The sequence below is a fragment of the Micromonospora foliorum genome (genome assembly GCF_022229015.1).
Taxonomy (GTDB): Bacteria; Actinomycetota; Actinomycetes; order Mycobacteriales; family Micromonosporaceae; genus Micromonospora; species Micromonospora foliorum.
Genome location: NZ_JAKKFF010000033.1, coordinates 36,587 through 54,849 on the forward strand (window position 1 = coordinate 36,587; position 18,263 = coordinate 54,849).

An 18,263-nucleotide genomic window follows, 5' to 3' on the forward strand; every position below is an offset into this window, starting at 1 on the left:
AGCCGGGGGCGCCGGCGCCCCCGGCTGGGTCACGACCCCCAGCGGTCGGTCGCGGCGAGGATCGCGGCGCTCACCGGCACTCGGGTCAGGAAGGCGCGGCGGTGCTCGGGGTCGGCCATCGTCTCGGCCTTGGCCAGCAGGATATCCCGGGCCCGGGCGAGCGCCCGCTGCGCGTCGGCGTCCCGGCCGGCACGCCGCAGCACGTCGTGGTGCACCAGGTGGACCTCCTCGCTGCGCAGCGCCGGCAGCGCCCCCACCTTCTCCAACCGGATCGCCGCCTGCTCGGCCAGTGTGACGGCGCCCGGCAGGTCACCGAGTTCGAGCCGCACCTGGGCGTGCAGGATCAGCGCGTTGAGTTCGCTGCGCAGGAAGCCGGTCCGACGCGCGTCCTCCTCGTTCTCCACGAGCAGCCGGTCCGCAGCCGCCGGGGCCCGCCGCTCGTAGCCTGGGTGGATGAGCAGCTCGGCGAGGTAGTTGCGCAGGATCGGGCGGACGCTCGCGTGCTGGGTCTGGCGGAGGTGCCGCCACCCCTCGTTGATCGGGCCGGCCGCCTCGGCCGGCCGGCCGCTCTCCAACTCCAGCTTTCCGAGCAGCCCGAGGTTGTAGCCGAGGTGAGTGCTGGCGTCCGGTTCCCGGGGCGTACGGTCGATCGCCCGGCCGAGCACCTCCCGCCCCTCCGCGAAGCGGCCCGCGGCCACCAGGAGCTGTCCGAGGTAGTTGGACATCATAAGGAACTGGTCGAGGATGCCGGCGGTCTCCAGGTCGGCGAGCGCCCGGCGCAGCCAGCTCTCGCCCTCGTCGAAGTTCCCCGCGTCGAAGTGGCCGACCCCGAGGAAGCCAGCAATCCGCCCCGATCGCACCAGCACCCCGATGTCGCGACTGTCCAGCCCGTCGACCAGCGCGTGCGCCTCGGTGAGCAGCTCCAGCGTGCGGAGCAGGTCCCTGCCGGCCATATGGTGGCCGAGTTCGGCGATGGCGTCGACCTGTGCCAGCGGGTCGCCGCTCTCCCGGGCGTACCGGACCGACTCCTCCAGCACGGAGATCGCCTCGGGCAGGCTGTTCGTGGCGATCAGGTACGCGCCCTGCGCGTGCCGGGCCATCGACTTCAGCAGCGGGTCGCCGCTGTCGTCCGCGGTGGCCAGCACCGCCGCCACCAACTCGGCGGTCGGCCGCTGCGGCGACCCCTCGGCGCCCCACCAGCGCTGGGTGGCCGAGAGCAGCACGTGCAGCGCTCGGACCCGGGGCTCCGGTCGCCGTACCGGTTCGGCGTCGAGCAGGTCGAGCGCCTGTTCGCACAACGTGACGGCATCCCGGTCCCGACCGTGGAAGTAGGCGAGCTGGGCCGCGCCCACGAGTTCCTCCGGTCCACTCATTCCGCACCCGCTCTCGTCAATCGTTCCGCCTCGGCGCTGAGCCATGCCGCCGGGCAAAGGTCCGGGTTCGCACCGACATGCCGGGTCGCCTCGGCCAGCCGCGCGGACGCCTCGGGTACGTCGCCGGCCAGCATCGCGGCGGCGGCGAGCGCGAGCGCGGCGGCGGCCGGCTCTTCGGCGCTACCGGCCCGTTCGAACGCGCGCCGGCTGAGCTGTGCCTCGCCGGTGGCCTCCTGGAGTCGCCCCGTCGACCAGTAGACCCAGGCGAGGTTGTACCGACAGAAGCCCTCGACCCTCGGCTGCTCGGAGGTGAAGGCGTCGGCCAGGCCAAGCTGGAAAGTGTCGGTCGCCGTCCCGGTGTCACCGAGCCCGAGCTGCGCGAGGCCCAGCACGTTGCGGGCGTACCCGATCGCCTCGGTGACCCGAGTGCGCTCGTACGCGCCGATGGCGGCGACCGCCTCGTCCCGGGCCTCCGCCCACCGTCGCCCGACGAGGTAGGCGGCGCTCTTCGCGTCCCGCGCCCGCGCCACCAGCAGGTCGTCGTTGTGTGCCTCACCGAGCTCACGCAGCCGCTCGGCGGTGCGCAGCCCGTCGCCCATGTTGCCCAGGTAGCTGTGGGCGAGGCTGACGTTGATCAGAGAGTGGCTCTCGTTGTGGTAGTTGCCGAGCCGGTGCGCCAGGTCGGCGGCGGCCAGCCCGCTGGTGATCGCCTCCTGGAGCCGACCCGCAGGCCGGTACGCGCCGGCGAGCAGGCGCAGCGCGTTCTCCACCTTCCGCTCGTCCCCGTCGGCCCGGGCCAGTTCCTCGGCGCGCTCCAGCAACGGCACCGCGGCGGCCACCGGGCCACCGATCGTGCGGGCGAAACCGAAGCCGAGCAGGTGCGCCAGGATGGTGTCGTCGTCGGTAAGGTGGCCGTCGACCTCGGCGTGCATCTCGATCACGGCGGCCGTCGATCCGCGCCAGACCATGAACTCGCCGATCTGCTCCAGCAACCGCGCTGCCAGGCCGTAGTCGTACGCCTTGACCCAGTGGTGAAACGCCCAGCGGTACGCCGACAGGTCGTCGACGACCTCCCACCGCGACTCGTCCGGTGCCTCGTGCAGGTAATACTGCGCGACACGCCGTTCCAGCGACCGCCGGCCGAGCACGCCGGACTCCGGCAGGCCGGCGTAGGCCAGGTCGGCGTCGAGCGGGTGCAGCACGAACGTGCGGGACCGCCGGTCCAGCGTCGCCATGTGGGTACGCGCCAACGTGGCGAGGGCCGGAGCGGCGTCGACAGCCGGCGCGATCGGCCGGAGCACCCAGGCGACCGCCTCCACCGACGCCGGCCGGTGGAAGACCGCGAGCACGTCCAGCACGATCCTGGCCCGCTCGTCGAGGCGGTGGTAGCGGTCCTGGGCCAGGCCGGCCACGATGTCGCCGCGGCTGCCGAACGAAGTAAGCATCTCGCCCAGCGACGGCATGGTCAGGTAGTCGTCGCTCATCGCGGCGAAGACCAGTTCCAGCGCGCGGGGGATGCCGTACACCTTGCGGGCCATCTCGGCGAGTTCGGCACCGCTGGCGTGGCCCAGCGCCGTCGTTCCGGAGCGGTCGAGGTCGCGCAGCAGCTCGACCGCCTCCTCGGTGGGGAGCCCCTGGTCCAGCCGGAGGCGGGCCTCGTAGCGGCGGACCGCCGCGGGCAGGGCGGGCGGCACCTGGCTGGTGATCAGCAGGCGCGGCGGGCGCGGTGCCCGGAAGACCAGGTCGAGCAGGAGCCGTAGGTCCTCGTCCGTCAGCTCCCCCTCGTCCGTGAGGTGGTCCTCCAGGTTGTCGACGACGATCAGGCAGCGCAGCGGGGCCAGCTCGGTGAAGAGTTCGAGTACCTTGTCGGCCGCCGAACGGCCGCTGGACCAGACCTGGAGCAGGCGCTCCTCCTCGGCAGGACCGAGCAGGTGGGCGGCGTCGAGGAAGATCCGCTCCAGACTGATCCCGGAGGTGCGGGAGCTGACGTTGACGATGCCGCCGGGACGATGTCCGTCGACGGCCGTCATCAGCCGCTCGGCGGCCTTGGCGGCGAGGGCGCTCTTGCCGATGCCGCGCCGGCCGACGACAGTCACGACGCGGGTGTCGGGCCGCACCAGCGCCTCGACGATGTGCTCGAGCTCGTCGACCCGGTTGCGGAAGGTCTCCAGCCCGTAGGCCACCGGCACACCGACCACTTTGGTCTCGGTCGCGCGCATCGGCACCGTCCAGGGATGGATGATGGAACCAACCTGCGGTCCGGAGCACCGGACCGTCACCGTCCCTTCCCGACGATAACCGAGCACCGCCACCGGGGGAATGAGGCACATGCTGGTCAGGTTCTGGCGGCTCGCCCGCGACCCCAACACCACCCTGCCGATCCTGGCGACACTGGTCGGCGCCGGGATGGTGGTGGCCGGTTGGCTGATCGCAGGCCGGTCCTACGTGCCCGGCCTGCTCCAGCAGTTCGGCTCGGCACTGGTGATGCTGATGCCGCTGCTGTTTCTCGGCCGAATGTTGGAGGCGCGGATGCGTCGTACCGAGGAGCAGACCCGATCGATCTCCAGCGACCTGGCGCAGGTGCGCACCGAGGTCTCGGCCACGGCCGCGATGATCGACGCGTTGAGCGCGACCAGCCGGGACGACATCGAGCGACTCGGCGAGCGCCGGGACGAGGCGTTCGCCGCCGCCGACCGGTCGCCGACCCAGCGCGCCGTGGCCCGGGTACTTGCCGAGGCCGACTCCGTCTCGGCGATCGCGCCGCGCGGGGTACGGGTGAAGGTGCGGGCGTCCGGCGCGCGGCTGCGGGTCCGGGCGCCCCGATCCCCGGGCGAGGCGGCCAGCCTGCCGGTGGGGCTGGAACGGGCCGACGGTCAACCGATCGACACGCTCGACTGGCGTGCTGGCGAGAACGAGGCGGACCTGGCCGGCCGCATCGCGGCGGCCCTCGTGGTGGATGCCGACGCGTTGCTCGGCGGGTGGGCCGGCGCCCTGGTGGACACGCTGCGGACGGCGGTCGCCGCACAGACCGGCCGGCTGCCGGTGGAACTGGGGCCGGTCGTCGAGATGCCCAACGACCAGTGGGTCATCTCCACCGACGGGCTGCACTGCATGGAGCGGCCGTATCACATCCCGCTGGCGCGCCTGCTCGACCGCCGGGAGGACTGGCCCCGGCACATGCGGACCAAGAGTTGGGTGGCGCACGGCAAGTTCGTCGAGGCGTACGACCTGGCACTGGCACTCGTGAACAACGGACGGCATTGACTGCCTGTGCGGGCATGGCCCTCGGGACGGTCAGTAACGGCCGAGGTTCTGGCTGGGCGCCATGACGATGCGTGGAGATGCGTCCGGATGCAGCCACGCCAGTACCTGGAGCAGGTCGGACTGTGCCAACGAGACACAGCCGGCGGTACCGCTGCTCCCCATGACGTGTAGGAAGATGCCGCTGCCGCGGGCCGGGGTGGCTGCCCTCGCCGGGATGTTGTAGTTGATGACCGCGAAGTAGTTGTACTGCGGCACGGTCTGCCACAGCGCCTCGCTGTACCCGCCCGGGTTCGTGCCATGCACGAAGCTGTTGTACGTGGACGAGCTGGGATTCTCATCCCAGTAGTCGTTCGCCACAAGCTGGTGGTAGCTGTACTTGACGCCAGGGTTGGCGTGCACGCCGTACATGGTGGAGCCGATGCCATAGACGCCTGTGGGCGTCGTGGGGACGCCCTCCACATGGCTGTCGCTGAACCCCTTGGTGCCGATCCGCGCGCTCATCATCCGAAACTTCGGCCGCCACACGCCGTTCACCTTTTCGAACGTCTCGAGGGACGCGGCGCTCGTACCGTAGCCGCTGCTGTGGACGACGATGAGCTGGCGGGTGCTGTCCGGGATGGTGTGTAGCCGGGAGGCGATGTTGCTCTCCGCGGCCTGCGTCGCGGCCTTGCTCGTCGGGACGTGCGACGGCGACCGGCTGGGAGATGCCTTCGTGGACCGGGTCGCCGAAGGCGACGGGGACCGACTGGCCGAAGGCGATGAGGAGGGACTTGCGTCGTCAGTCGGTCCAGGAGCGCCGGTCACCGAGGTATCGACCGGAGCCTGCCCGGCGTCCACCGTGCCGTTCCGGCCGGGAGTTGCGCAGGACGTGAGTCCGAGCCCGCCGAGCAGCGCCACCGCGATGACACCGAACACTGCCCGCTTGAACGGCGTTCGCATTCCTACTCCTCCAATGGTTCTTGATGTCCACCAGTCGTCTACCCGGAAGGCGACCGCGACTCCGGGGACTCTGCGCGTAGTTGGTCTGGGTGTCGCAGGTGCGACCCTCGCGAACGGCAAGGGCCGTGCTGGAGATCAACTGACTCCACCCATCCGGCGTCGTCGGTCTGGCCGGCGTTACATATGAGGGGCGGCGCTCGCCGGATCGAGAGCATCGTCGGCGACGGGGAACGACTCGGGCGAGCTCCGGCCGCCATCGTTGATGTCAACTAGTGATGTCAGCCGCTCCTGTTGGCTCCCTGCCCGCTCCTGGTAGAACCGCCGGATGGATCAGCTGACCGACCCGCTGGCCGGACTCGACGACCTCCCGTGGGAGTCGCTGCACCACGCGTATGGCCCTGCCGTCGACGTACCGGACCAGTTGCGAGCGTTGCGCTCGCCGGAAGTGGCGGTCCAGGGCTGTGCGTTGTCCGAGCTGTTCGGCAACGTCTACCACCAGGGAATACGCTGGGGGCAAGCTGTCACGTGGTGCCGGTCGCCGACGACCCGGACACCCCCGGACCGGGCAGCGGTGGCCGCCCTGCTCCGTTCGGTAGTGCTCGGCGACCGGCGCGACGACGAGCTGCCGTTCGACCCGGCGGCACTTCGCCGCCGCCGAGGGGATCACCGACGAACAGGCGGCGCTGGTAGAGCGGCATCTGGAGGCCGAAGACCTGTTTGAGCACGAGGAGGCTGCGGAGCCGGCTGGCAACGCGGCGGTCCACTGGGAGGCCGACGTGTCACGGGCCGCGATGAGCGCCACTTCGGCGATGAACACCAAGCCGGCGCAGAGTGCGCCGCCGAGGTCGTGCGGGGGTCGAGCGGGCCACAGCCACGGCGTGGTCAGCGCCGGTCCCTGCCGATGCGTGTACAGCGCGTAGAGGACGATCATGAGGTAGGCGGTAGGGGCCGGCCCACGCCTGGGCGCCGCCGAGAAGGGCAGCACACAGCAAGCCGCGGACCAGCCCGACACCACCGGGGCGCTGTCACCCGCCGTCGGCGGCAGCCGGTAGGCCATGCCCCGTTCCGTCTGGATGGCCCACCAGCCGAACGGCTAGTCGTTGGCCTCGGGCGTCGGCGAGCGGACGTAGACGGAGCAGGCCGAGTGAGGGATCGCCGGCGCCGAGGCGCTCACCTACCTGCGATGGGAGGGCCAGTCTCGATGCCGTTTGGATTCGGCGAAAGCTGTCTCAGGCGCGGATTTCCGGGCTGTAGTTGTGGTACCGGGTCTCGCCGTTCCTGGAAGCCCAGACATGGACCCGAACGACAACGCCCTCGGCGATGGAATAGTTGCAAGCGGTGGCGCCGTTGCCACTGTTGCCCTGGCTCGTGTCGTCGAAGCAGTCACTGCTGTGGTTGACCCAGTGCATGACGCCCTGGGAGTCGGGTTCCAGCTTCTGGATCTGCCCACGAGTGCCCCAGCCGTCGGCCTGCATGTCGCGGACCTGGAGCACCTCGCCGTACTGGTAGAACGTGGCGCACCCACCATTGATCGGGTCGCCTGATGCCGCCCAGCAGGCCCACACGTATCCGTCGTTCCCGTCCGCCGCAGAGGCGGTGCCCGGTGTCAGGGCAAGAAGGAGTGGAGCGGCCATCGACGCCGCGAGCGCGATTTTGGTCATGGTTTTCTTCATCGTGGTCCCCTCGCATGTGGGCCGCTGCGCGACGAAGGAATCATCACGTCGGGCGGCACCGTCAGGTGGTGATCGTGGGTCAGCTTCACACCGTCAGACGAGCATGTAAGCCCACGGGCCGCGGTCGACGAGACTTCCGCTGTTGCACCTCGTGTGCCTCCTTGAATCCACTCGTGCATGAAGGCCAGTTCTGGAGTCCGGTGCCGAAGGCGGAGACCCTGCGGCATTCCGGTGCGACGAATGCTGCCACTTCGGAGATCGACGATTGGGAGATCGCGCGCGAGCTTGAGCGAATCTTGACTGGCGCTCCACCCGGGCTCACCGCGACGCGAGGCGGTTCCGTTGGCCGACGAGTCTGGAAGCTGCTTGGACCCGGGTACCGACGACGGACCTCACCCGGTGGGCAGGCGATAACCAACTCCTCGTACCGTCTCAATCATCTCGGGCCGACCCAATTTGGCGCGTAGCGCCGCCACATGGACCGCCAGGGTGTGGGGGCCCGCCCAGGTGCTCTGCCACACGTCCAACATGATGCGCTCGCGGCTGAGCGTGACACCGGGCTGACGGACGAGCGAGGCCAGGATGTCGAACTCCTTGCGGGTTAACGCTATCGGCCGCCCGTCCACGTGAACCGTGCGTGCGGAAAGGCCGATCCGTACCCCGTGGAGGTCCACGACGTCACCGGACGACGGGGTGTGCCGTGTTCGTCGCCGTAGCAGCGCCTCGATACGTGCCTGCAGCTCAACCATCGAGAACGGCTTGACGACGTAGTCGTCGGCGCCCACCCGCAACCCGGTGACCCGGTCGCGTTCCTCGCCCCGCGCGGTGACCGCGATGATGCCCAGCTCGGCACTGCGTCCTCGCAGGGTGCGGCACACCTCGATGCCGTCGCCGTCCGGCAGGTTGAGGTCCAGCAGCACCAGGTCGCACGGGGCCGCCACGAGCGCGGCGGCCGCAGTGGCCGCATGTTCCACCTGATAGCCGCGCCGTCGCAGCATCGAACTCATGGCCGCGGAGATTCGCAGGTCGTCCTCCACGAGCAAGATCCGCATCGTTCCCTGCCTATCCCAGGTGTGGCGCTCTCCCACTACCGGTGAAAGCCGGGCGCCCGCTTGGGCAGGACAGCCGGCGGTCGCGGAGAAACACCTCGTCATGTGCGAACGACGGCGGCCGTTGCAGTGCGAACTACACCCGACGGCGCTGAGCCGGCACATATTTCTCGTTGAAGCGGCGGGGTCGGGTGGGTGGGCACTGAGACCGCGAAGTCTCAGGCCCACCCGTCGGGCACCGGGGAAGGCCCGACCAGTCAGGTCTCGGCCATGCGCACGTGATCCCCGTGCTCGTCCGAACGACATGCTGCTCGGCCGATGCCCCCGGGTCGAGGCGGATCGTTCGAACTTGACGAAGTCTTGACGTCCTCAGCGCTTACCCGAGCAGTGCCGCCTCCGCGGCGCCGATCTCTCGAAACAGAGCGTGGGCCTCCCGCGATCGGGCGCGGGCCAGCGACGCGCGGCCCAGGGCCTCGTAGGCGCAAGCGACGGTGACCAGCGTGCGAGCGTAGGCCATTCGCTGCCCGGCCCGCCGTTGGATACGCAGCGCGCGGCGGCCCTCGGCCAGGCACCCCGCCAAATCGCCGAGACCCAGGTACGCGGCGGCAAGGCGGCTACGGGCCTGACCCGCCACCAGCCGGTACCCGCCGGCACGGGCGGCCGCCACCGCATGGGTCGCGTGCTCGCGGGCGCTGTCGAACTCCTTGCGGGCCGCGCACAGCTCGGAGAGCAGCATCAGCGCCTCCACCCGGGCGCGCTCATTGCCGGCGCGGTCCACGACGGCCAGCACCGGTTCCAGGCGGTGACCCGACTCCGACGGCCGGTCCTGCCGCAGCAGCACCTCGGCGAGCGCGATCCGGATGAACGCCTCCAACCGGCTGTCCCGCAGGTCGAGAACGATGTCCAGGCCAGCGTTCAGCACGTCCTCGGCCTGCGCGTAGCGCCCAGCGTCGCCGTGCACCCGGCCGAGCGCTGTCAGCGCGGCGGCCTCCTCGTGCCGGGCGCCGATCGTCCGGCAGATCCGCACCGCCTCTTCCGCCGCGGCCCGCGCCCCGTCGAGCCGGCCCAGCTCTCGGCCCACCAGCGCGAGGTTCTCACTGGCTATGGCGGCGCCCATGTGCTGGCCGGTCTCCCGCAGCAACGCGATCGCCAGCTCGCCGTACCGCGCGGCTGCGGCCAGGTCGCCCACTTCCTCGCAGGCAGCCGCCAGGTTGGTCAGCGTGCCGGCCTCGGCCCGGCGGTCGCCGACCTCCCGGTCGATCGCGAGGGCTCGCTCGAACCGACCGATCGCGGCCCGAGGCCGACCCAACTGCGCCAGCGCGATGCCGATGCTGCAGTGGGCGGCCGAAGCGCCGACCCGCCAATCGGCGCGGTCGGCGAGCGCCGCGACAGCCTCGTACTCGACGCGGGCGGCACGCAGATCGCCGGTACGCCAGCTCAGCAGTCCCAGACTCTGCCGCATCACGGCCTCGCCGCGCAGGTCGCCGTCACGACGGGCCGCCTCCAACCCGGCCCGGGCGATCGACCGCCACTGCGCCAGCGGTGTGCGCATCCGGAGAAAGTCGTACATGGCGTGGGCGAGCTGCCACGCCGGCCGATAGTGGCCGTCCGCGACCGCGTGCTCCAGCGCCCCGACCAGATTCGCGGATTCGGCTTCGAGCCATTCACGGGCCCGCGTCTGGTCGTCGAAGTCGAGCACCGGTACGCCGGGCGGCGGTGGGTCCTGCGGCAGCCGTAGCCGCGACGGGCCGTTCAGCGCGGCCGTGGCCCGGGCAACGGCGTGCAGGTAGAAGTGCAGCAGCCGGCGTACGGCGGCGGCTCTGTCAGCCGGGGCGTCGTGTTCGGCGGCGAGCTGTGCTCCGTACTCGAGCAGCAGGTCGTGACTGACGATTCGGGCCGTCCCGGTGATGCGAATCAGGTGCAGCCGGGTCAGCGCGTCAACGAGTGACTCGACGTCCTCGTGGGGCAGGCCAGCCAGGGCGGCAGCCGCGGGCATGGCGAGCCCGGCCGGCGCCGGCACCAGCCCCAGCAGCCGGAACAACCGGCCCGCCGGCGCCGGCAGCGCCTGGTACGACAGTTCGAAGGCGCCACGGACGGCGGAGCTGTCGTCGTCGTCGACGCGCAGCTGCGCGACCCGGCCCCGCGCGATCAGCTCGTCGACGTGGCCGCGCACGCTCAGATGCGCCCGGTCGGCCAGACGGGCACCGGCGATGCGCAGGGCCAAGGGCAGGTGCCCGCAGATTTCGGCCAGCTGCTGAGCCGCAGCGGGGTCGGCCTCGATACGGTCGGCCCCGGCGGTGCGGGCCAGCAGCTCCACCGCGTCGGCGGCGGGCAGGACGTCGAGGGTGAGCCGGGCGGCACCATCACGCGCGATCAGGCCGCTGAGCCGGTCCCGGCTGGTCACCATGGTCAGGCAACCCGGACCGCCCGGGACGAGCGGCCGGACCTGGCCGGCATCGGCCACGTTGTCCAGCACGAGCAAAACCCGCCGGCCGGCGAGCGCCGAACGGTACAGCGCCACCTGCGCATCCGCCTCGGCCGGGATCCGATCGGATGCCACGCCCAGCGCGCCCAACAGCAGCGGCAGCGCCTCGGCGGGCGACCGACGTGGGCCCGGATGAAACCCGCGCATGTCCACGAACAGCTGCCCGTCTGGAAAACGGTGCTGGACCAGGTGTGCCCAGTGCACAGCCAGACTGGTCTTACCCGCCCCGGCAGGGCCACACACGACGGCGACTCGCGGTGCCCCCGCTTCCAGCAATCGGTGCAGAACCGTCAGTTCTCGCTGGCGGCCGACGAAGCCGGGTGCGGCCGCTGGCAGTTGCCGCGGCACCTCCCCCGCTGGTTCCCGCGGCCGGTACCTCGCGGATCCCGGGCTCGGCTCCACGCCGGCGAGCACCGCGCGGTGCGCCTGCTGCAGTTCCTCGCCCGGCTCGATGCCCAGCTCACCGGCCAACCGCTCGCGAACCCGGCGGAACAGTGCCAGCGCGTCGACCCGACGGCCGCACCGGTGCAGCGCGACGAGCAGTGCCAGGGCGAGACGCTCCCGGGCCGGGTTGTCCGCCACCACGTCAGCAAGCCCGTCGACGATGTCGCCGAATCGGCCGAGTTCGAGGTCGAGATCGGCACGCAGCTCAAGCGCGGCGAATCGCTCCTCGTTGAGCTGTGGGGCAACGAGCTCGTCCAGCCAGGGCCCGCCGACATCGGCCAGTGCGGGCCCGCGCCAAAGGCGCAGGGCACGGTCGACCAACTCACGAGCCTCCTCCGGCTCGCACGTCCGCGCCGTCCGCAGCAGATCACGGAACTCGTGCAGGTCCACCGCGGACCGGTCGGCGACCAGGCGATAACCCTGACCCGCCACGACCAGCTTCGCCGTGCGTCTCGGCGCATCAACCGCGTTGAGCAGGGTCCGTAGTCGTGAGACACACCCCTGCACGGCGTTGCGGGCGGAAGCCGGCGGTGCCGTACCCCACAGCGCCGTCACGAGGCGATCGATCGAAACGATGTTTCCGCACTCCAACGCCAGCACGGCGAGCACAGTGCGATGCTGGGCGGCCGACGGACCCAGCCGCCGCACGCCGTGCCACACGCCGACCGGCCCCAGCAGTCGAAACTGCAGTCCGTCCTCGACTTGGTCCACGTCAGGTCCGATCCGTTGGAACCACGACGCTCGAGATGATCTCACAGGAGGCATGTATCAGCGAAGGGTCCCGGCCACCAGGTCAGCGGCCAGGTCGAGCCGACCCCGGTTACGGTCTCCGCGGCTTCGTGCACTGCATGTTGGCCGGTTAGGAGTTCATGGACCGGTCAGTCGGGATCGGCTTTGAGTTGGGTTGTGGAGTTCAGCGAACGCCATCCGGTCGCCCGGCGAGGCGTGCTGCCGATGGTTCGGCGGGGAATCAGACGAGCAGCCAAGCCAGGGCCCCCGAAGCTGATCTCAATGCCCTCGCGCACGACTGAGCTGCGAGATCGTTATGGCCTCTCGGTAATAGTGCCGGCAACCTGTGCTGGCACACGGACTGCTGCACCGGCGTAAGGGCTGGATCTGGAACAACTACACAGAGGTGGCCGAATGAACCAGCCTGGCGGCAGCGGCCGACGCCCGCCTTGTGATCCTGCCGCGCCGCGGCCACATCGGCACCATCGCCGAGACCGCGACGCTCGGTTACGCCACCCCTGGGCTGATGCTGCTCGCCGTCTGCTACGGGCTCGGCGCCACCGCCACCGCGGTCAACTCCGACATGACAAGGGCATCATCAACCGGTTCAAAGTCATGCATGTCTCCCACCGCGCGGTGCTGACCGGTCACGTCATCGCCAGCGTGCTGACCAACCTGGTCGCGATCGCGGCCCTTATCGCGGTGGCCTTCCTGCTCGGCTTCCGTCCGGCCGCGAGCCCTCTCGACGGGCTCGCCGCGATCGGCGTCATCGTGCTGCTGGCCTTCGCCACCGCCTGGCTCACGGTCGCCCTGGGACTATCCGCGAAATCCCCGGAAACCGCAGGCCTGGCCTCCGTACCACTCGTCATGCTGCCGTTCTTCAGCAGCGCGATCGTGCCGGCCGACAAGATGGGGCCGGGCCTGCGAGAGTTCGCGCAGTACCAACCCTTCACATCGATCGTCGAAACCCTGCGCGGATTCCTCGACGGCGCACCAGCCGCCGCCGACGTGATCCCCGCCCTCGCCTGGTGCGTCGGCATCGCCCTCGTCGGCTACCTGTGGGCGCGCTCCACGTTCACGAAGCGAGCGTGACCGCCGCCACCTGACTCCAACCCACCCGAGTGCCCTCCAGCGCCGCCTCCGCGAACACCATTTCGCCGAGACGGCGCCGCACTGTCCGCTCGATCCGCGCCACGTCCGGATGGGAAAGATCCGCGAGTCCCCGCACTCCGGCGCTCGCCCCGAGCAACCGCGCGGCCTGCTCGTACTCGTCGTGGCGCAGTGCCAGGTCCGCGACCCCGACGAGCACCTGGGCGATCAGGGGTCTGTGCCCCGTCTCGGCCGCCGTGCGGAACGCCCCGATGCGGTGTTCGCGAGCCCGGCGGAGTGCGATACCCCGAACAGCGGGCCGATCTGCCGCATGGTCAGGTTGGTACGCCAGTAGGTGGCCACCAGCAGCACCCGATCGGCGAGGTCCAGGGCCCACTGCCGGCCCGGCCGGCCGTCGGCGACACCGTCACCGCCACGCTCGGCGACCAGCCGGACCAGCTTGCGGAACTGGGCGGGCTGCAGCCCGGTGAACGGGAAGATCCACTCAGACTGGGCTGCCGTGATCACCTGCACCCGAGGATCCTGACCGATCGTCCTGACTAGACAGATACCGGGGTTACGCGACGTCCCCTAGTGCGCTCTGCCACGCTCACGCGGCGCTTGCCCGGTCTCGTACTGCTGCCTACGGTTCCGCAAACCCTGGCCGCGGACGTCAAGAAATCCTCTAGGTTTCCCCGGGAGTATGGACGCTTGTGATCATTGTCGATAGCTTCGTTAAACGCGTTCAGCGCTTTTCGGCAGAGGGGAAACGACCGTATGAAACGGAGAGGACTACTTCGGGCGGGCGCGGCGTCGGCCGCGGCCATTGCGACGCTCGCATTGTCCGGCCCGGCGCAGGCTGCCGGTGACACGTGGACGTATTGGCCCAGTCATATCGGCGACGTTTGCACTACCGGCGGAGTCACACTCGGTCCTTGCTACGGTTCGGCATCGTTCGTGCGCGACGGGGATCACCTGTACGTGTGGGACAACAAGGCCGACGGGCACTCCGTGGTCGCGCTCTACAGCCGGTCGGACACCGGGAACCAAAGCAACGCAACATGGAACCACTACGGTGCCGGCACCCGCCTCGATCACAACATGGACATCCCCGAGGGCGGCTACATCATTTACCGGGTTTGCCTGGGTGAATATGCGGACCAGATTGTGTTGGATTGGACGTGCAGCCCGTTGAAGAAAGAGTCTGCGGCGTAAATGAGGGGAACGAAGATGACGCGGAAAATAGTTATCCGGACGGCGGCGGCGGTCGCCGCCGCCGCGACAATCGCGATCGCCAGCCCAGCGCAGGCCGCCGACACATGGACGACCACCGGTTCCCACCTCGGGGACGTTTGCACGTTTCCGATGACGACCGGTTGTGACGGTTCGGCATCGTTCGTGCACGACGGCGAGCACCTGTACGTGTGGGACAACGTCGCCGACGGACACTCGGTCGTTGCCGAGTATTGGCGCGAGGACGTCGGGATCGGTCAGCGGAACCTCGCGTGGAACCACTACGGTACGGGGACTCGACTGGACCACAACATGAACATGGCGGAGGGCGTCGGGATCCGGTACAGGGTCTGCCTCGGCGAGTACGCCACTGGCAAAGTGTGGGCATGCGGCGATATGAAGGTCGAGTACGCGTGACTCGAGGCACCGACAACGGCACGCCTTTCTCAACTCGGCCGGCAAACGCTTGACCCGCCGGCCCGCGCCGGCCGGATCTCGTTCCTCGATGGTGGGATCCGGGCGGCGCGGCAGGCGGACCGAGTGAGCGCGGCGATCCCCAAGCGGGTCGTCGGTTTTATGGAGTCACGCCTGTTCCGGCGGATACGTAGAGGAACTGGGCATCCTGTGATCATTACTGATCTTCTGGTATCAGGGTCTGCGGCATGTTCGGTCTTTGTAGCTTGTAGAGGGTCAGCCGATCAGGCAGGGCCCGGAGTAGTCCGCGAATGTCCTGTTTAATTTGACCTTGTTCTGGGGGCCCGCCCAGCACGTGTCCCATAACCTTCCCCGGCAATGGCGATGCGCCCGAGCTTCTGCAAGACGTTGACGACTATTGAACAAGAGGAAGTGAGTGCATGCGCATCGGTCGACTCTGGCTGACCCTCGGCGCGGCCGTCGCCCTGACGTTGACCTGGGCCCCGACGGCCTCGGCGGTCAGCTGGGACAACGTCAAGCCGTACATCAATTCTGGAATCAGCACTTCCGACCTGCAGAAGCTCGTCTGGAGCCCGAAATCGGCGACCGAGTTGGCGGCGGTCGACGACGCATACCGGACCGGCCTGCTGTCGGCGGACGGCGCGCCCGGCTTGGCGCAGGTGTACAGCCACACGAACCAGCAGATGTATTACAAGACGAACAGCGCCTGCAGTACCGCGAAGACCGTGATTGCCGACGCGGACGCGCAGTATTCGGTGGCGGCCTGGTGCTTCACCGGTGCCGACGAGACCTCCAACGCCTGGCTGCCGCAGGCCATCACCACGTCCCAGGATGCGGAGCAGAGCAGCGGCTATTCGGCGGGCGGCGACGAGGTCCTGGGGCTCTGGCGGCAGGCGGCTACCTCGAGCAACCGGGTGCGCTGCCCGGGCGTCGCCGACAACTCGGCTTCGTCGGTGGGATTGCGCGCCACGTTCATCGAGCGGCCCTACACGACAGGCGAGCACAGCGCGTACCGGCACGTGATGCTGACCGTCCCAACAACCGACGGTAGCGTCATCGCGCCGGTGTGCAACGTGCACGGTGGTGGCGCGGTGTGGTACGGCCCGTACCTGTTTGTGTCGCGCTATTCCACGGGCTTCATGGTGTTCGACACCCGGCGCGTCTACAAAATCCCGTACGAGAACACCTGCGGCGCCAACGGCGCGACGCCCGGGGTCAACGACGTGGGCCTGATCGACGGCCGCGTCTGCGCCGCTGGATACCGGTACGTGATGGTGCAGATCGGATCGTTCAACACTACGCCCTCCGGCTGCTCGAGCACGCCGAACAGCCTCACCAGCAGCCTGTGCTTTTCCTCGATGTCGCTGCAATGGTCGGACAATTCGCTGGTGACAGCGGAGTACCGAAACACCAGCGACATGACCGCGTCCGGCGTGGCTGTGCGCCTGGTCAATTGGCCGACGGCGGCTCTGATCGACCGGATGACCACCGGCTCGACCACGGCGGTGACGGCGAGTCGGCTCGCCGTCACAAACTTCCAGGGTGTGCAGGGGGTCGTGCAGCGGCCCAACGCGACGTCCGGCCGGTCGGAGTTCTTCATCGCTCGTACGGTCACCGGTAGCCATGATAGTGAACTGTGGTACGAACAGGATGGTGACGGGATCTGCGCCGCCAAGGGCGTGTTTGTCGAGGACACCGAGTCGATCAGCTATTGGGTCGATTCAGCCGGGAGCGCTCACCTGTGGACGTTGACCGAGTACGGCGGGCGTCGAATGCTGGTGAGGGTGTACACCAAGGAGTACAACGACCCGCCAAGCGTCTGCCCGACGCAGTGACCGTCGGCGGGCCCGGCGGAGTCCGGCAACGATGTCGCCTCCATGGCTCACCTGAACCTGGTCAAGATCCATCCCTGGCGGGACGGAAACGGCTGGATGTCGCGCTGCCTGCACACCCGCGCACTCACCCGCGGCGGCGTCTTCGCCCCGGAGTTCTCCTCCATTGAAGAGTGGCTCGGCGTCGGCCGGAACACGTACGCCTACTACGACGCGCTCGGTGAGATCGGCGGCCAACCCTGGCAGCCCGACAACGACACCAGCAAGTGGATCCGATTCTGCCTGAGCGCTCACCACCAACAGGCCCAACTGGTCCGGCAACGCCTCGACCAAGCCGCGCATCTCTGGGAACTGCTCGACACCTGGGTCCGGCGCAACGGGCTACCCGAGCGGGTCGTCAGCGCCCTACACCTCGCCGCTTACCGGGGGCCGAGTACGCCGCACCCTCTATCAACGCGACGAGAACCTCACCGACGACCAAGCAACCGCGACCTTCGCGCCCTCGTCCGGGCGGACATGCTCGAACAACACGGCGAAACACGAGGCAGGTTCTACCTCACCTCGCCGACGCTGATGCGAGTCCCACGCCCCATACAGCAACGAGTACGGCTCCCGCCGGTACAACGGCCGCACATCCCCCGCCGACGCCGCCCGCACTCCCGCCCCACATCACTGGAATCGAAGCCCACCCCACCCACCTCGCTGTCCCGCAGATACGCATCCGCATACCGATGCGGAAAGTCCAACGACGTCAGACGAACCCTCTCCTGCTTCATCACCAACTCGAACAACGGCAGATCAACGCGACCAGCATCCCGCGCTGCAAGCAGGGCCTGCTCCACCCGATTCGCCTGCGACGGAACCTGATCCACCACCACCGTGCAGTCTCCACACCGTCAACCAACCGCCGCTCGAACACGTACGGCCGCGGCAACCGCCCCTCCCGCTGCGCAGCCCGCACCTCTACCTCAGCGACCGGAAACGTGGGCGGAGCGACCCGACCCCCGGGCCCACCCACCGGCTGATACACAGCCCGGAAAGCAACCCCCGCATCCTCACGATCATCCGCCACCGCCAACAACAAACGATCAACCAAACTCGCCATTCCCACTCCCTCTCCTCGCCCGGCAATGCACTGAGGAAGGAGTAACAGACGAGTACGACAGAAACGTCCACCACTAGGAGAGCGGGCCAAGAAGCGAATGAATTTCGGAAAGTTGCCTCACCGAATCCGAGCCTAGCCGCGCTAAGCAGGTCTACCTATCGCCTGGGTGGTCCCGCCCCGACCCGGCGTTCCGGAAACAATGACAGCGGGCGACAGACACGCACAGCAGGATGTTGCATGGCGTCGGCGGCGCACAGCCCGCGGGCGGTCACTACCGCAATGGAGATCGGCCGAGTACGGCCGGTGCTGCTCGGCGACGTCGGGCACATTCACGATCATGACGGCCTTGTCGCAATGGAGACCGGCCGGGTACGGCCGGTGCTGCCGGCTGCCAGGCGGAAGACCCGCTCCCAGGACTCGCCGTCGCAATGGAGACCGGCCGGGTACGGCCGGTGCTGCCATCCCCCGGAGTCGTAGGCCCAGTGCACGTGGTCGTCGCAATGGAGACCGGCCGCGTACGGCCGGTGCTCCTGCGCGGGCTTCGCTGGCTGCGCGTTTCCAGCTGGATGTCGCAATGGAGACCGGCCGAGTACGGCCGGTGCTGCCCTTGATG

Annotated in this window: 12 protein-coding genes, 3 pseudogenes and 1 CRISPR repeat array; of the genes and pseudogenes, 6 read left to right on the forward strand and 9 right to left on the reverse strand. The window is 69.2% G+C overall.

Annotation, left to right across the window (positions count from 1 at the left end; translation table 11 throughout):
• Nucleotides 1-29: 29 nt before the first annotated feature.
• The gene (locus PSH25_RS03560) at nt 30-1,373 is read right to left on the reverse strand and encodes a hypothetical protein (protein ID WP_238657628.1); all 1,344 of its coding nucleotides are present in this window, start codon (nt 1,371-1,373) and stop codon (nt 30-32) included.
• Nucleotides 1,370-3,592, reverse strand: a complete 2,223-nt coding sequence (locus PSH25_RS03565; protein WP_238657629.1) for an AAA family ATPase — start codon at nt 3,590-3,592, stop codon at nt 1,370-1,372. The genes PSH25_RS03560 and PSH25_RS03565 overlap by 4 nt, the downstream gene beginning before the upstream one ends.
• A 109-nt stretch (nt 3,593-3,701) precedes the next feature.
• Here PSH25_RS03565 and PSH25_RS03570 point away from each other — a divergent pair, with 109 nt between their 5' ends.
• On the forward strand, nt 3,702-4,637 hold the full coding sequence (locus tag PSH25_RS03570; RefSeq protein WP_238657630.1) for a hypothetical protein: 936 nt from the start codon (nt 3,702-3,704) through the stop codon (nt 4,635-4,637).
• A 30-nt stretch (nt 4,638-4,667) separates the two neighbouring features.
• Here the strand turns inward: PSH25_RS03570 and PSH25_RS03575 are convergent, their stop codons facing one another.
• The 4 genes from PSH25_RS03575 to PSH25_RS03590 all read right to left on the reverse strand — a co-directional run bounded on the left by PSH25_RS03575 (nt 4,668) and on the right by PSH25_RS03590 (nt 11,938).
• The gene (locus PSH25_RS03575; RefSeq protein WP_238657631.1) at nt 4,668-5,576 is read right to left on the reverse strand and encodes a L,D-transpeptidase family protein; all 909 of its coding nucleotides are present in this window, start codon (nt 5,574-5,576) and stop codon (nt 4,668-4,670) included.
• Between the two features lie 1,229 nt (nt 5,577-6,805).
• Entirely contained in the window at nt 6,806-7,249 is a 444-nt protein-coding gene (locus tag PSH25_RS03580) for a hypothetical protein (protein ID WP_238657632.1), read from the reverse strand.
• A gap of 392 nt (nt 7,250-7,641) precedes the next feature.
• On the reverse strand, nt 7,642-8,301 hold the full coding sequence (locus PSH25_RS03585; protein ID WP_238657633.1) for a response regulator transcription factor: 660 nt from the start codon (nt 8,299-8,301) through the stop codon (nt 7,642-7,644).
• Nucleotides 8,302-8,674: 373 nt separating this feature from the next.
• A complete protein-coding gene (locus tag PSH25_RS03590) occupies nt 8,675-11,938 on the reverse strand; it encodes an AfsR/SARP family transcriptional regulator (protein ID WP_238657634.1) in 3,264 nt (1,087 codons plus the stop codon).
• 526 nt (nt 11,939-12,464) lie between these two features.
• Here PSH25_RS03590 and PSH25_RS03595 point away from each other — a divergent pair.
• Nucleotides 12,465-13,048 (forward strand): annotated as a pseudogene (locus PSH25_RS03595) (ABC transporter permease); the annotation flags it as partial.
• On the opposite strand, the gene PSH25_RS03600 reads toward PSH25_RS03595, so the two are convergent.
• Nucleotides 13,032-13,265 (reverse strand): hypothetical protein, encoded by a 234-nt coding sequence (locus PSH25_RS03600; RefSeq protein ID WP_238657635.1) that lies wholly within the window; start codon nt 13,263-13,265, stop codon nt 13,032-13,034. The pseudogene PSH25_RS03595 and the gene PSH25_RS03600 sit on opposite strands and share 17 nt — an antisense overlap.
• Before the next feature lie 71 nt (nt 13,266-13,336).
• Nucleotides 13,337-13,579: pseudogene (locus PSH25_RS03605) on the reverse strand (helix-turn-helix domain-containing protein); the annotation flags it as partial.
• Between the two features lie 423 nt (nt 13,580-14,002).
• On the opposite strand from PSH25_RS03605, the gene PSH25_RS03610 reads away from it, so the two are divergent.
• The 4 genes and pseudogenes from PSH25_RS03610 to PSH25_RS33545 all read left to right on the forward strand — a co-directional run.
• Complete coding sequence (locus PSH25_RS03610) at nt 14,003-14,260, forward strand: hypothetical protein (RefSeq protein ID WP_238657636.1); 258 nt, start codon at nt 14,003-14,005, stop codon at nt 14,258-14,260.
• Complete coding sequence (locus tag PSH25_RS03615; protein ID WP_238657637.1) at nt 14,261-14,695, forward strand: hypothetical protein; 435 nt, start codon at nt 14,261-14,263, stop codon at nt 14,693-14,695. It abuts the gene before it with no gap.
• A 437-nt stretch (nt 14,696-15,132) separates the two neighbouring features.
• Entirely contained in the window at nt 15,133-16,548 is a 1,416-nt protein-coding gene (locus tag PSH25_RS03620; RefSeq protein WP_238657638.1) for a hypothetical protein, read from the forward strand.
• Nucleotides 16,549-16,590: 42 nt separating this feature from the next.
• Nucleotides 16,591-16,653: pseudogene (locus PSH25_RS33545) on the forward strand (Fic family protein); the annotation flags it as partial.
• 443 nt (nt 16,654-17,096) lie between these two features.
• Here the strand turns inward: PSH25_RS33545 and PSH25_RS03630 are convergent.
• The gene (locus PSH25_RS03630; RefSeq protein WP_308193613.1) at nt 17,097-17,423 is read right to left on the reverse strand and encodes a type I-G CRISPR-associated protein Cas7; all 327 of its coding nucleotides are present in this window, start codon (nt 17,421-17,423) and stop codon (nt 17,097-17,099) included.
• Nucleotides 17,424-17,923: 500 nt separating this feature from the next.
• A CRISPR array of direct repeats spans nt 17,924-18,256; the repeat unit is 38 nt; unit sequence GTCGCAATGGAGACCGGCCGGGTACGGCCGGTGCTGCC.
• Nucleotides 18,257-18,263 lie beyond the last annotated feature (7 nt).

What these genes read in the sequence shown, in the direction of transcription:
- PSH25_RS03560 (WP_238657628.1), bottom strand. Translation starts at nt 1,373, where the DNA reads ATGAGTGGACCGGAGGAACTCGTGGGCGCGGCCCAGCTCGCCTACTTC.
- PSH25_RS03565 (WP_238657629.1), bottom strand. Translation starts at nt 3,592, where the DNA reads ATGCGCGCGACCGAGACCAAAGTGGTCGGTGTGCCGGTGGCCTACGGG.
- PSH25_RS03570 (WP_238657630.1), top strand. Translation starts at nt 3,702, where the DNA reads ATGCTGGTCAGGTTCTGGCGGCTCGCCCGCGACCCCAACACCACCCTG.
- PSH25_RS03575 (WP_238657631.1), bottom strand. Translation starts at nt 5,576, where the DNA reads ATGCGAACGCCGTTCAAGCGGGCAGTGTTCGGTGTCATCGCGGTGGCG.
- PSH25_RS03580 (WP_238657632.1), bottom strand. Translation starts at nt 7,249, where the DNA reads ATGAAGAAAACCATGACCAAAATCGCGCTCGCGGCGTCGATGGCCGCT.
- PSH25_RS03585 (WP_238657633.1), bottom strand. Translation starts at nt 8,301, where the DNA reads ATGCGGATCTTGCTCGTGGAGGACGACCTGCGAATCTCCGCGGCCATG.
- PSH25_RS03615 (WP_238657637.1), top strand. Translation starts at nt 14,261, where the DNA reads ATGAGGGGAACGAAGATGACGCGGAAAATAGTTATCCGGACGGCGGCG.
- PSH25_RS03620 (WP_238657638.1), top strand. Translation starts at nt 15,133, where the DNA reads ATGCGCATCGGTCGACTCTGGCTGACCCTCGGCGCGGCCGTCGCCCTG.